The sequence below is a fragment of the Microbacterium sp. NPDC055502 genome (assembly GCF_053643635.1).
The window spans coordinates 1143064-1156972 of sequence record NZ_JBSHKJ010000001.1 but is presented as its reverse complement, the minus strand read 5'-3'; the positions used below and the strand labels follow the sequence as shown (position 1 = coordinate 1156972).

The window sequence follows — 13909 nt, the reverse complement described above, 5'->3', positions numbered from 1 at the left end:
GCGAGCGCGGGCGGGCTAGGATGCGAGAGCGCGGCCCTGAAACGTGCACCGGGGCTCGGTGGGACTGAGTCCCAACCGCGACCCGAAAGAGTTCTCGACGATGATGACCGTTTCGCCGGTGTCACCCGCACCCTCCCGCCAGTCGCTCGGTGTCCGCATCGGGCGCATCGCGTTCCTCGTCGTCGCCGCGATCGTGGTGATCGCGGTGGCCGCGGCGTTCTTCGTGACATGGACCATCCAGCGCTCGTTCCCGCAGACCTCGGGCACCCTGCGGCTGGACGGCCTCGCCGCCGAGGTGACCGTGCAGCGCGACGCGAGCGGGATCCCGACCATCACCGCCGACTCCTCGGAAGACCTGTTCTTCGCGCAGGGGTTCGTGCACGCGCAGGACCGCTTCTTCGAGATGGACTTCCGTCGGCACGTGACGTCGGGCCGCGTGGCCGAGCTGTTCGGTGCGTCCCAGGCCGGCACCGATGCGTTCCTGCGCACGCTCGGCTGGCGCAAGGTCGCCGAGGCCGAGGTCGAGGCGATGGACGACACGACCCGCGGCTACTACGAGGCGTACGCCGACGGTGTGAACGCCTACCTGTCGTCCCGGTCCGGAGCGGAGCTGTCGCTCGAGTACGCGGTGCTGGGCCTGCAGAACCCCGACTACGAACCGGAGCCGTGGGAGCCGGCCGACTCCGTCGCGTGGCTCAAGGCCATGGCCTGGGACCTCCGCACCAACGTCGAGGATGAGACGGAGCGCGCGCTGCTCGCGGGCGCCCTCGCCGACGGCGGCGACCCGGAGGACACGCACGCCCTGCTCGCGAAGCTGTACCCCTCCTACCCGTTCGACCGGAACCCGGTGATCGTGCCGCAGATCTCCACGGTGGAGCCGCTCGACACCACCGCAGACGCCGCCGCGTTCAGCCTGCCGCCGAAGGACGGCGAGGTGCAGCAGGCCGTCACCACGATCGAGTGGCAGGAGACGGCGAACGTGATCGAAGCCGCGAGCGTCCTGGTCGGAGACGCCGGCGAGGGCATCGGCTCCAACTCCTGGGTCGTCTCGGGAGAGCTGACCGCGTCGGGCATGCCGCTGCTGGCGAACGACCCGCACCTCGGCGCCTCCCTGCCCTCGGTCTGGTACCAGGTGCAGCTGAAGTGCTCGACGGTCGACGCCGACTGCCCGTTCGACGTGGGGGGCTTCTCGTTCTCCGGTCTCCCGGGCATCGTGATCGGCCACAACCAGCGCGTCGCATGGGGCTTCACCAACCTCACCACCGACGTGACCGACCTGTACGTCGAGCGCATCGAGGGCGACGCGTACTGGCGCGACGGCGCGCTCGTGCCGCTCGAGGAGACCACCGAGACCATCGCGGTCGCTGGTGGCGACGACATCGAGCTCACGATCCGCTCCACCGTGCACGGCCCCATCATCTCCGGCCTCACCGACGACTTCACCGCGATCGCCGACGCGCCGGACCCCGCGCTCCGGGCCGAGGGCACCGCCCCCGCTCCACCGGGAAGCGACGCCGCCGAATACGCCCTGAGCCTGCGCTGGACGGCCCTCGACCCCGGCACCACCGCGACCGCGATCTTCGCCCTCTCCACCGCGCAGGACTTCGACGACTTCCGCGCCGCCGCCGCCCTGTTCGACGTTCCGGCGCAGAACCTCATCTACGCCGACGTCGACGGCAACATCGGCTACCAGACGCCGGGGCGGCTGCCCATCCGCGGGGCCGGCGACGGGTGGATGCCGCAGCCGGGGTGGGACAGCGGCTACGACTGGACCGGCTACATCCCGTTCGAGGAGCTGCCCGTGGCGTACAACCCCGCGTCCGGCTACATCGTGACCGCGAACAACGCGATCGTCACCGACGACTACGAGTACTTCCTGTCGCGCGACTGGGACCAGGGGTACCGCGCTGCCCGCATCGCCCACCTGATCGAGCGCCGCGCGGCCGCCGCGCCGCTGACCGCGGAGGACCTGCGCGACATCCAGATGGACGGTGAGATGTGGATCGGCAAGCAGCTGGTCAGCGCCATGGGCGACGTCGAGGTCGACGGTACCGGACCGCGGACGGCCGTCGAGCTGCTCCGCACGTGGGACGCGCAGAACGACAAGACCTCCGCGGCCGCCGCGTACGCGAACGTGCTGTGGTCGCGCCTCGTGCAGAACCTCTTCGCCGAGCGCGCCGTGCCCCTGCCCACCGACGGCCAGGGACGGCTGTTCACCGTGGTCGGCGACCTGCTCGAAGACCCGTCCGACCCGCTGTGGCGCAACGACCGCATCGACGTCGACGGCATGCCCCAGATGCTGGCCCGGTCGGCCGAGGAGGCGTACGACGAGCTCGCCGCGCTGCAGGGCACCGACACGACGCGCTGGAACTGGGGCGACCTGCACGCCATCACGCTCCGTAGCGGCACGTTCGGCTCGTCCGGAATCGCCCCGATCGAGGCACTGTTCAACCGCGGACCCTACCCGGTCGGCGGCGGCGCATCGGTGGTGGACGCGACCGGCTGGACCATCGGCGAGTCGTACGCCACCACGACCGTGCCCTCCATGCGGATGGTGGTCGACCTCGACGACCTCGACGCCTCCACGTGGATCCATCTGACGGGTGCCTCCGGTCACGCCTACCACGAGCACTACGTCGACCAGACGGAGGACTGGGCCTCGGGCGTGCAGCGCCCCTGGGCGTTCACACCGGGCGCGGTCGGCCGGTCCGCGCGCGACACTTTGATCCTGGCCCCCGCCGGCTGAGAGACCCGCAGAGGTTCCTCGGCTAGCGTGGACCGGTGCCCTCCAGTTATCTCGCCCCGAAGGGGACGACCGCGACGCTGCTGGAGTTCGAGCACGGCGGCGCGACCCTCATCGCGGAGAGCTTCGGCGAGGGGCCGCACACCTACCTGCTGCTGCACGGCATCGGCATGGGCCGCAGCGTGTACCTCGACCTCACCCAGCGGCTGAACGGACGCGTGATCGCGCTCGACCTCCCCGGGTTCGGCGAAGCGCCCGAGCCCACGCGCACCCTCACCATGCAGCGCCACGCCGACCTGGTCGCCGCGTATCTGCGCCACGTCGACGCGGAACCCGTGGTGGTGATCGGGCACTCGATGGGCAGCCAGATCGCGGCCGAGCTCGCCGCCCGGCACCCCGAGCTCGTGGCGGGGGTGGTGCTCGCGGGACCGACGGTCGACAAGGCCGCGCGCAACATCGGGGCCCAGGCGCGCTACCTGCTGCAGGACCTCGTGGGCGAGCGGCCGCTCGTCATCTGGCGCGGCGCGCGCGAGTACCTCCGCGGCGGTCCGCACCTGATCCGCAAGATGCGGGCGACCATCGTGCATCAGCCCGAGAAGGCCTTCCGCCGCATCCACTGCCCCGTGCTCGTGCTGCGCGGGGAAGACGACCCGCTGGCCCCGATGAGCTGGTGTCAGGTCATCCTCGACGCCATCCCCGGCGCGGAGCTCTCCGTGATCCCCGACCACGGGCACGGCACCCTCATCAGCGACTCCGAACCCGCCGCACGCCTGATCGAGGCGTTCGCCGACCGTACCTGACGCGCGGGCGAGGTCAGCCCGCGGCGGGCGGCGTCTGCTTGGACTCGGCGAGCTCGTCCACCACGAGCCCGCGCTGCTCGATCGTGCCGTTGCGATACGCCTGCCGTCCGACCATGTGCGCGGACAGGGGCGCCGTGGCGAACTGCATCAGCACCACCGGGGCGACCAGCACCAGGCCGAACAGCACGCCGCCGATCGACCGCTGCGACAGCGCGATCGCCACGCAGATCACCAGCAGCCCGAGCACCTGCGGCTTGGTCGCGGCGTGCAACCGCGTCGGCACGTCGCGGAAGTGCAGCAGCCCCACCGCGGCGGAGAGGCACAGCAGCGCACCGATCAGGATCAGCACCAGCACCGCGACGTCGATCACGGCGTCGGGGATCATCAGGCCGAACACGTTCATGGCGTCGTGTTGTCCCTTCTCGCGACGAACCGGGCGACCGCGATCGACCCGAACACGCCGACGGCGGCGATGATCAGCAGCACCGGGATGTTGCGGGTGTGACCGTTGATCGCCATCTCCGCGCCCAGCACGCACATGACCTCGGTGAGCAGCACGTCGGCGGCGACCGCGCGGTCGAGGATCGACGGACCACGCACGATGCGGATGACGGCGAGGATCGCGGCGACACCGAACACCGCCATGATCACCAGGAGCAGCACGTTCATCGGGCACCCCCCACCCTGGCCGGATCGATGCGACCCGCGCGCTCGTCGGCCTTGAGGCGGCGGTACTGCGACGGGTCGCCCAGCGCGCGCACGACCCGCTTCTCCCAGCCGAGCACCCCCTGCCGCTGCTCCTCGACGTCTTCCTTGCTGCGCACGCCGATCACGTGCAGGTAGAGGATGCGCCGGTCGCGGTCGGCCTCCACCACGAGCGAACCGGGGATCAGCGACGACACCACCGCGACGTGCGTCATGACGAGGTCGTCCGCGTACCGCAGCGGCACGGCGACGATCGCGGTGCCCGGCTGCCGGCGGAAGTCGAACACCTGCACCGTGACCGACAGGGCGCCGCGCAGCACTGCCCAGAGGAACTGCACGATGAACAGCGCGGCGTACCAGAGGTTCACGCGGCCGGACAGCTCGACCGTCGGCAGCCGGAACACGCGCGTCACGAAGATCGCGACCACGAGCCCGGTCAGGAACGAGAGCACGGTGAACTGCGCCCACAGCAGCATCCACAGCACGATCAGCCAGGCGAGGAACGGCAGCTGCATGCCGATGTCGCGCCACAGGCGCCGCGTCTCCGGCCTCATCCCTCCACCTCGTCTTCCAGTTGGACGAGGTTGACCGGCTGCAGCAGGCCAGCCCCGATGCGATCGCACAGAGCGTACAGCGGACCGGCGAAGATCGTCAGGGCCACCGTGACCGTGACCATGCCCGCGGTGGCGACCGTCATGATCTTCGGGATGCGCCTGGTCTCCTGCTGCTCGTCGGCCGCGGGTGCGCCCGTCAGGTAGGAGATGCGTCCCTCGGTCTCGGTGGAGTCCTCCTCCTCGCGCCAGAACGCCAGGTTCCACGCCCGCATGAGCGCGTACAGCGTGAGCAGCGAGGTGATGATGCCGCCGAAGATCAGCACGATCATCAGGGGCGTGCCCACGGAGGCGGCGGCCTCGAACAGCGCGAACTTGCCGATGAACCCGGAGAACGGGGGCAGACCGCCGAGGTTGATCGCGGGGATGAAGTACAGCACCGCGATCACGGGCGCGATCTTGAGCAGCCCCTTCACCCGCAGGATCGAGGTGCTTCCCGCCCGACGCTCGATGAGTCCCACGGCGAGGAAGAGGGTGGTCTGCACCACGATGTGGTGCACGATGTAGTACACGGTGGCGCCGATCGCCGCGGGCGTCGCGATCGCCAGGCCGAAGATCATGTAGCCCACGTGGCTCACGAGGGTGAACGACAGGATCCGTTTCAGCTCCGCCTGCGCCACGGCACCCAGCACCCCGACGACCATGGTCGCCAGCGCGATGATGAGCAGCAGCGTGTCGATGCTGTTGGAGGCGAAGAGCTGCGTCTCGGTGCGGATCAGCGCGTACACGCCGACCTTCGTCAGCAGTCCGGCGAACACCGCCGTGACCGGGGCCGGCGCGGTCGGGTAGGAGTCGGGCAGCCAGAAGGAGACGGGGAAGATGGCGGCCTTGATGCCGAAGGCGACCACGAGCATCAGGTGCAGCACGAGCTGCGTGTCCTGCGGCAGCTCCGACATGCGCTCGGCGATCTGCGCCATGTTCACGGTGCCGAGGGCGCCGTAGATCATCGCGATCGAGGCGAGGAACAGGATCGACGACACGAGCGAGACGACGATGTACACCGCACCCGTGCGGATGCGCGACTCGGTGCTGCCCAGCGTGATCAGCACGTACGACGCGACGAGCAGGATCTCGAAGCCGACGTAGAGGTTGAACAGGTCGCCCGCGATGAAGGCGTTGAAGATGCCGGCCGCGAGGATCAGGTAGGAGGGGTTGAAGATCGAGATCGGGGTCTCGTCCGCGCCGTCTGCGACGCCCTGACCGATCGAGAAGAGGAGGACCGCGAGCAGCACGACGCTCGACACGAGCACGAGCAGCGCGGCGAGCCGGTCGACGTAGAGCACGATGCCGAACGGCACCGGCCACCCGCCGACCGAGACCGCGAGCGGGGATCCCGCATCGACCACGACCAGCAGCACCGCGGCGATGACCGAGACGATCGCGAGGGTGGCGACCGTGACGAGCACCTGGAGCCGGGCATTGCGCCCGAACACGAGGGTGACCGCGGCGCCCAGCAGCGGCAGGGCGACCAGGAGCGGGACGAGCGTGGTCATGACCTGCCCTCCCCGTCTGTCGTGTGGTCGTGGTCTGGATCCTCGTCGGCCTCGGGTTCGGGTTCGTCCTCCCGCTGCGCGCTGTACGGCGAGTCGTAGGGGGCGTCGTCGTGGATGTCGGGGTGGTCCCGCATGTGCAGCACCGTGATGGGCGCGGTCTGCACGCCGACGAAGTCGGTGGTCGCCTCGTCGTCGTCGGTCTCCGACTCGTCGTCCATGAGGTCTTCGTCGGCGTCGGTGCGCTCGCGCAGGGCGATGTCGGCCTCGTCGTCCTCGACCGTGTCGGCCTGGCCGAGCTGCCAGGAGCGGTAGATGAGGGCGAGCAGGAACGCCGACACCGCGAAGGTGATCACGATGGCGGTGAGGGTCAGCGCCTGCGGGAGCGGATCGCTGAGGTCGCCGTTCGTGCCGAAGAAGGGGGCGTTGCCCGGCACGCCCATCACGATCAGCAGCAGCAGGTTCGTGGCGTTGCCGAGCAGCAGGAAGCCGATCAGCACCCGGGTCAGGCTGCGCTCGAGCATCGCGTAGACGCCGCACGCGAAGAGCACGGCCATGATCGCGATGAGGGCCAGGGAGACGTCCATCAGCCGTTCCCCCCTGTCCGTGAGGTGAAGTCGATCGCGGTGCTCTGACCGGGGCGGAGCGCGGACTGCCGGTCCACCTCGGCGCCGAGGCTGCGCAGCACGTCGAGCACGAGCCCGATCACCACGAGGTACACACCCACGTCGAAGATCGTCGAGGTGACGAACTCCATGTGACCGATGCCCGGGATCTCCCACTCCCAGAAGGTGCTGGTGAGCGGCGCCATCCCGAAGAACAGCGGCACCACGGCCGTGCCGACCGCGAGGATGAGGCCCGCCCCGAGCAGGCGTCCGGCGTCGGTGGGTGCGGCGGCACCGAGCTCCCAGCGGCCGCCGGCGATGTAGCGCATCACGAGCGCCATGCCCGCGACGAGTCCGCCGGCGAAGCCGCCGCCCGGCAGGTTGTGACCCGCGAACAGCAGGAAGATCGACACCACGATGATGGTGTGGAACAGGATGCGCACGATGACCTCGAGCAGGATCGACCTGTTCTCCGGCTTCATCTTCTGTCCGCCGACCAGCCAGGCGCGCGGGGCGCTGCGGTTCTCGGACGTCTGGAAGCGCACGCCGTCGGTGGTCTCGACGAGCGGACGGCTGCGGGCGGCCTTGCGCACGGAGCGCGGCAGGGTCTTGGTCGCGGCGAGCAGATCGGCGCGGTGGGTCACGAAGACGAGGGAGGCGACACCGGTCGCCGCGAGCACGAGAACCGACAGCTCGCCCATCGTGTCCCAGCCGCGCAGGTCGACCAGGGCCACGTTCACCACGTTCTTGCCGTGGCCGATCTCGTAGGCGATCTGCGGGAAGATCTCCGAGATCGGGTCGGCGACGCGCGACTGGGTGGCCACGATCGCGACGAACGCCATGGTGAGGCCGACGCCGATGCCGAGCAGCGCCCGGGGGATGCGGCTGACCGAGGCGTTGTGCTCGCCCATCCGCGCGGGGAGCCGCCGCAGCACCAGGGCGAACGTGACCATGGTGACCGTCTCGACGAGGATCTGCGTGAGCGCGAGGTCGGGTGCGCCGCTGGTCGCGAAGAGCACGACCATGCCGAGACCCGTGACCGAGGCCAGCACGACGCCGGTGTACCGCTTCCTAGCGCGCACCGCCACCACGCCCGCGACCGCCATGATCGGCGCGACCGCGAGCTGTGCCGGGGTGTGCCAGAGCGACAGCTGGTAGCGGTCGATGTCGCTCGCGATGAGCGCGGTGACCTCGGCCGCGACGAACACCACGAAGATCGTGCCGACGTAGACGGGCAGCGAGCCGCGCTGCGTGAGGGTGGTGCTGAGCACGGACAGCCGGTCGATGCCGCGCATCACGAGGTAGTAGGCGTCGGCGGCGGTGAAGGGCAGCAGGCGCGGGCGACGGTCCCAGCCGCTGCGTCGCGTGAGCAGGAACAGCCCGATGCCCAGCAGGACCGTGAGGATCGAGATCCCGAGCGCTGGTTCGAACCCGTGCCAGAGCGCGAGGTGACCGGGGCCTTCGACGGCGGCGCCCTCGTGGTCGAGGCCGGGGTTCGCGGTGAGCGCGTAGGGCTGCAGGGCGATGTCGAGCGCGGGGGCGCCGATGCCCGCCGCGAGGGTGACCCCGGCGAGGATGATCGGCGCGGAGAGGAAGCCGACGGGCGGGTCGGGCCACGCGGTGTCGGGCAGCCGCTCGCCGCGGTCGTCGCGTTTGGTCCAGAACGCTCCCCACAGGAAGCGCACGCCATATGCCGCGGTGAGCATGGAACCGAGGACGACGCCGATCAGCGCCACGAGTCCCCAGATCGAGCCGCCCTGCGCGTCATCCAGGAGCGCCGTGAGCGTGGACTCCTTGGCGACGAAGCCGATGGTGGGCGCGATGCCCGCCATCGACGCGACCGAGATGAAGGCCGCGGTCGCCATGACCGGCGCCTGCCGTCCGACCCCGGAGAGCTCGGTGATGTCACGCGTGGAGAGCTGCCGGTCGATCACGCCGACGATCAGGAACAGCGCCGACTTGAACAGGGCGTGCCCGATCACGAGCGCGAGTCCGGCGAGGGCGGCGGCCTGCGTGCCGTAGCCGACCACGACGGCGAAGAACCCCAGCTGGCTGACGGTGCCGAAGGCGAGCACGCGCTTGAGGTCGGTCTCGCGCAGCGCCTGGATCCCGCCGAGCAGCATGGTGAGGATGCCGAGGCTGATGATGATCGGTCGCCAGGTGGCGCTCAGCGCGAAGATCGGGGCGAAGCGCGCGATGAGGTAGATGCCGGCCTTCACCATCGCGGCGGCGTGCAGGTAGGCGCTGACCGGCGTGGGGGCGGCCATCGCACCGGGGAGCCAGAAGTGGAACGGGAACAGCGCCGACTTGCTGATGGCGCCGATCAGCAGCATCACGATGGCGGCGTCGACCAGGGGCCCGGTGGGGGCGAGCGCGAGGATCTCGCGGATGCTCGACGTGCCGGCGTCTACGACGAGCAGCACGACGCCGACGAACATCACCAGGCCGCCGAGGGTCGTCACCAGCAGAGCCTGGAGCGCGGCTCGACGGCTGGCGGCGCGGCGGCGGTAGTGCCCGATCAGGAGGTACGAGAGGATGCTCGTCACCTCCCAGAACATCACGAGCATCACCAGGTCGTCGGTGAGCACGAGGCCGTACATCGCGCCGGCGAAGCCGAGCAGCACCCCGGCGAACTGGCCGATGCCGGCCGCGTCGTCGTGGAAGTACCAGCGGCAGTAGAGCAGCACGAGCGCGCCGACGCCGGTCACGATCAGGGTGAGGACCCACCCGAGCACGTCCATGTTCATGGAGAGCGAGAGCCCGAGCTGCGGGATCCACGGCACGGATTCGAACGGCACAGGGCCGTCGAGCACCTGCGGCGTGAGCACCAGCGCGTGCACGAACGCGGCGGCGGGGACGAGCGCGGCGACGGCGAAAGCCTGTGCTCCCAGCCAGCGCACCAGAACGGGCAACAGCAGCGACCCGAGGAGGAACACGGCGAGGAGCATCAGCATATACGCGGCTCCTCGGGGCTCGTCGGCCTTGCGGCTCAGGCGGGCGGTGTCCGTCCAGTTTACCGGGATGATGGGGCCGGGCGGTTCGCGGGTCTGCGCGACGTGCCAGAGTGTTCGCATGCACGGGGGCGCACGGAGGGAGCTGGCGGGGTGGCTCACGGCCCTCGCGATCGCCCTCGTCGCGGCGGGTCAGCTCGCCGCATCGCCCCGCTCCTCGCTGCTCTTCCGTGACGGGGATTCCCTGGTCGTGGGACTGATCTCGCGCGCGATCCTCGATGGCGGCGGGGTCGGCGAGTGGGCGCTGTCGAGCGTGCTGTTCCTTCCGGAGTCCGCCGTGCACGTCGCCCTCGGCGCGCTGCTGCCGCTCGACGTCGGTGGCCTGCTCGCGGTGAACGCGGTGGTCAACCTGCTCGGGTTCTACGGCGTGGCGCGGCTCGTCGCCGGTCGTCGCCGCGCGGGTGCCGCCCCGGTCGCGTGGTCGCTCGCGGCGCTCGGGGTGTTCGCGCTTCTCGTGTTCACCGAGGTGTCGCCGTCGCGCGATGCCCTCGAGCTCGCGTCGCTCTCGCTCACGACCACCTACTACGCCGCGACCACGATCGGAGCGGTCGCCGCGGTCGGTCTGGCCCGCCGCTTCCTCGACCGCCCGGGCGGCGGGGTCGTGCTGCTCTGGGCCCTCGGCGCGACGGCCGCCGTGTCCACGCTGACCAATCCGCTGTTCGCGGCCTGGGCCACGGTGCCGCTGCTGGCCGTGCTGGTCGTGCTCGGGTTCTCCGTCCGGAGCCGGCGGTCCGCGCTGCTGCTCGGCGCTGCCCTGCTCGGCGGCACGCTGCTCGGCTTCCTCTGTCGCATTCCGTTCTCGGCATGGATCGCGAACACGGGCGCCGGCTACGTGCAGCCGTGGCGCTGGCGGGAGTCGCTCGAGCTGTACGCCGGGCTGTTCGCGGGCCGGCTCTCGACGCCGCCGGGGGTGCTCGCGCTGGTCGTGGTCGCCGCCCTCCTCGCCCTCGCGGTGGTGCGCATGCGGCGGGCATCGGCGCCCGGCGCGCGGCTCGTCGCCGCGGTCGCGTGGGTTGCTCCCGCCCTGGTGCTGCTCGGGGCGGTGGCGCTCGGCACCCAGGCCGCGCGATACCTCCAGCCGCTGGCGTTCGCGCCGGTCCTGGCCCTGGTCGCCGATCCGCGCGCCGTGCTGCCGTCGTCTCGGCTCGTGCGCGGTGCGGTCGCGGCGCTGGGTGCCCTGCTGCTCCTCGCCGCCGGACTGAGCGTGCCGCGACTGGCGGCCGCCGCGCAGGCACCCGACGCCGACCTGACGTGCGTCACCGACTGGGTCGACGCATCGGGGCGCACGGGTGCCGGGCAGTTCTGGACCGTGCGGCTGCCCAAGCTGCACCTCGACGACCCGTCACGCCTGGTGCAGGTCGACCACGCGCTGAACGGCTACGCCTGGCTGGTCGACCGGCGGGACTTCGCGGTGGGCGAGGTGTCGTTCCTGGTGGAGGACGCGCAGACCGTGCCGTGGCAGCTGCCCGCCGGGGTCGAACCGGTGGCGACGATCGAGTGCGGGCGGTACCGCATCCTGGACTTCGGCGAGACGGCGCTGCGCCTCGGTCCCGCGCACTCCTGAGGGCAGGCGGCTCAGCGCGCGGGGGGCGGCGCGGTCGTGGTGCCCGCGCGGAAGCGGCACGAGAGGTCCTGCGTCTCGCCCGGCTCCCCGCGGAGCATGCGCGCCACCTGCTCCCCCGCCGCGCGACCCTTCTCGACCGCGGGCTGCACGCTCGTGGTGAGCGTGAGGTCGCCCAGGCCGTCCAGCGCGATGCCGTCGAACCCCGCCACCGACAGGTCTTCCGGCACGCGCAGCCCGAGCTCCTCCGCCGCGCGGATCACGCCGACCGCGAGCAGGTCGCTCTGCGCGAGCACGGCCGTCGGACGCTTCTCCGGGTCGGACAGCAGCATGCGGCCCACCAGGATGCCCTCGTCGATCAGGCTGCCCGACGCGGAGATCGCCGGGGCGTCGGGGAAGATCTCGCGCATGCCCCGGAGCCGGTCGACCGTGACGTCGACGGTCGCGGTGGCGAGTCGCTCCGGCGTGATGAGGGTGCGCTCGCGGTCGGCGTCGAGCGCGAGCGTGACCAGTGCGACGTCGCGGTGCCCGAGGTCGCGGACGTGCCGGGCGACGTCGGCGGAGGCGGCCACGTTGTCGAGTGTGATGCGCGGCACGTCGAGCCCGGCGTCGCCCTCGATCACGACCACGGGGAGGCCGCGCCCCCGCACGATCTCGAGTGAGGCCCGCGTGCGCCCGGAGCACCCGATCAGCACGACCGCGTCGACCGGGGCGCTCGCGATCGCGGACCCGTCCTCGCCCGGCTCGTCGCGCATCAGCAGGATCCCGGCGCTGAGGTCGGCGAGTCCATCGGTGAGGCCGTCCATCATCGCGGTCGTCACCGGGTCGAGGAACGCGGCGCGCAGGTGGCCCTCCAGCACGACCGCGACGATGCCGCTGCGGCCGCGACGGAGCGAGGCGGCGCGGGGGTCGGGTCCGGTGTAGCCGAGCTCGGTCGCCGCGGCGAGAACGCGGTCGCGCGTGGCGGGGGCGACCTTGGCCTTGCCGCTGAAGACCACGGACGCGGTGGAGGTCGCGACCCCCGCCTCGCGCGCGACATCCGCGATCGTGGGTCGGCGCGGGGTCTCCCTGCTGCTCATACTCCGAGGATAGCCGGGATCTGTACTCCGGCGTCGAATCGATTCGATATAGGCTGTGGGTCATGGACACCGCCCTCACCCGTTCGCAGTTCGTGCGCTGGCGCACCGCGATCTTCGCTATCTTCCTCGCCAGCGGCCTCTCGATCGCGACCTGGGCATCGCGCGTGCCGGGTATCAAGGAGGCCCTCGGTCTCGACAACGCGCAGGTCGGACTGATCCTGCTCGACATGGGCATCGCCTCCATCCTCGGCATCTCCACGAGCCCCGCGGTCATGGCGCGTACGGGTGCGCGTCGCGGCATGCTCCTGTCGATGCTCACGTTCGCCGCCGGCATCGCGCTCGTCGGACTCGGAGCCACCGTGTTCGCCTCTGTCCCCCTGGTGCTGGTCGGCATGGTGCTGTTCGGCTTCGGCAACGGCTGCGTCGACGTGATGATGAACGTCGAGGCCACCGCGATCGAACAGCAGATGGGCCGCACGATCCTTCCCGTCTTCCACGCGTTCTTCAGCTTCGGCACCGTCCTGGGCGCCGGTATCGGTGCGCTCGCGGCGCACCTTCGCATCGACGTCGGCACGCACGCGATCTCCGTCGGGGTCTTGATCGCCGTGATCGCGGTGATCTGCTTCTTCCAGGTGCCGGTGCGAGAGGCGGCCCTCGACCCGGAGGAGCACGAGAAGCCGCCGTTCCGCCAGCGCCTGCACACCGCGCTGGAGGCGTGGCGCGAACCGCGCACCTACCTGCTCGGCACCGTCATGCTCGGCATGTCGTTCGCCGAGGGCGGCGCGAACGACTGGATCGCTCTCGGCACCGAGCAGGGACACGGTCTCGCCGAGGGTTCCGGTGCCGTCGCCCTCGCCGTGTTCTCGACCGGCATGACCGTCGTGCGCCTGTTCGGCGGCCCCCTGGTCGACCGCTTCGGCCGGGTGCTGGTGCTGCGCATCCTCGCCGCGACGGCCGCCAGCGGCATCCTGCTGTTCATCCTCGCGCCGACGCTGCCGCTCGTGCTGCTCGGCGCCGCGCTCTGGGGTGTCGGCGCCTCGCTCGGGTTCCCGCTCGGAATGTCGGCCGCGGCCGACGACCCGGCCAAGGCCGCCGCCCGCGTGAGCGCCGCGGCCACGATCGGCTACGTCGCGTTCCTCGGCGGCCCGCCCGTGCTCGGCGTGATCAGCGAGCACATCGGCCTGCTCAACACGCTGTTCATCCTCGTCGCGCTGGTCGTGGTCTCCGGGCTGTTCTCCGGGGCCGCCCGCCCGCTGCGCGACGACGAGAAGACCCCCGCCACGACCGCCGCCCGGAGCTGAGGC

Annotated in this window: 11 protein-coding genes; 4 read left to right on the top strand and 7 right to left on the bottom strand. The window is 71.1% G+C overall.

The window, feature by feature from the left end; all coding sequences use genetic code 11:
* The first annotated feature begins 103 nt into the window (after positions 1–103).
* Positions 104–2746: a penicillin acylase family protein gene (locus ACWH95_RS05735; protein WP_378803847.1), complete on the top strand. Its 2643-nt coding sequence runs from the start codon at positions 104–106 to the stop codon at positions 2744–2746.
* Positions 2747–2781: 35 nt separating this feature from the next.
* Positions 2782–3543, top strand: a complete 762-nt coding sequence (locus ACWH95_RS05730) for an alpha/beta fold hydrolase (RefSeq protein ID WP_136033106.1) — start codon at positions 2782–2784, stop codon at positions 3541–3543.
* A 13-nt stretch (positions 3544–3556) separates the two neighbouring features.
* Here the strand turns inward: ACWH95_RS05730 and mnhG are convergent, their stop codons facing one another.
* From mnhG to ACWH95_RS05700, 6 genes are read right to left on the bottom strand one after another with little or no spacing between them, the layout of a single operon-like run.
* A complete protein-coding gene (mnhG, locus tag ACWH95_RS05725) occupies positions 3557–3946 on the bottom strand; it encodes a monovalent cation/H(+) antiporter subunit G (RefSeq protein WP_136036515.1) in 390 nt (129 codons plus the stop codon).
* Complete coding sequence (locus tag ACWH95_RS05720; protein WP_136033102.1) at positions 3943–4212, bottom strand: monovalent cation/H+ antiporter complex subunit F; 270 nt, start codon at positions 4210–4212, stop codon at positions 3943–3945. The genes mnhG and ACWH95_RS05720 overlap by 4 nt, the downstream gene beginning before the upstream one ends.
* Positions 4209–4802, bottom strand: a complete 594-nt coding sequence (locus ACWH95_RS05715; protein WP_136033099.1) for a Na+/H+ antiporter subunit E — start codon at positions 4800–4802, stop codon at positions 4209–4211. The genes ACWH95_RS05720 and ACWH95_RS05715 overlap by 4 nt, the downstream gene beginning before the upstream one ends.
* Positions 4799–6352: a Na+/H+ antiporter subunit D gene (locus ACWH95_RS05710; protein ID WP_136033097.1), complete on the bottom strand. Its 1554-nt coding sequence runs from the start codon at positions 6350–6352 to the stop codon at positions 4799–4801. Before ACWH95_RS05710 ends, ACWH95_RS05715 begins: the two co-directional genes overlap by 4 nt.
* Positions 6349–6936, bottom strand: a complete 588-nt coding sequence (locus ACWH95_RS05705) for a Na(+)/H(+) antiporter subunit C (protein WP_206252106.1) — start codon at positions 6934–6936, stop codon at positions 6349–6351. Before ACWH95_RS05705 ends, ACWH95_RS05710 begins: the two co-directional genes overlap by 4 nt.
* Positions 6936–9908, bottom strand: coding sequence for a Na+/H+ antiporter subunit A (locus ACWH95_RS05700; protein WP_378803846.1), 2973 nt, complete (start codon positions 9906–9908; stop codon positions 6936–6938). Before ACWH95_RS05700 ends, ACWH95_RS05705 begins: the two co-directional genes overlap by 1 nt.
* 118 nt (positions 9909–10026) lie before the next feature.
* Between ACWH95_RS05700 and ACWH95_RS05695 the strand changes: the two genes are divergently transcribed.
* Complete coding sequence (locus ACWH95_RS05695; protein ID WP_454120336.1) at positions 10027–11529, top strand: hypothetical protein; 1503 nt, start codon at positions 10027–10029, stop codon at positions 11527–11529.
* A gap of 11 nt (positions 11530–11540) precedes the next feature.
* Here the strand turns inward: ACWH95_RS05695 and ACWH95_RS05690 are convergent, their stop codons facing one another.
* Entirely contained in the window at positions 11541–12605 is a 1065-nt protein-coding gene (locus ACWH95_RS05690; RefSeq protein ID WP_136033091.1) for a LacI family DNA-binding transcriptional regulator, read from the bottom strand.
* Positions 12606–12667: 62 nt separating this feature from the next.
* Here ACWH95_RS05690 and ACWH95_RS05685 point away from each other — a divergent pair, with 62 nt between their 5' ends.
* Positions 12668–13906 (top strand): MFS transporter, encoded by a 1239-nt coding sequence (locus ACWH95_RS05685; RefSeq protein WP_454120335.1) that lies wholly within the window; start codon positions 12668–12670, stop codon positions 13904–13906.
* The last annotated feature ends 3 nt before the right edge of the window (positions 13907–13909 follow it).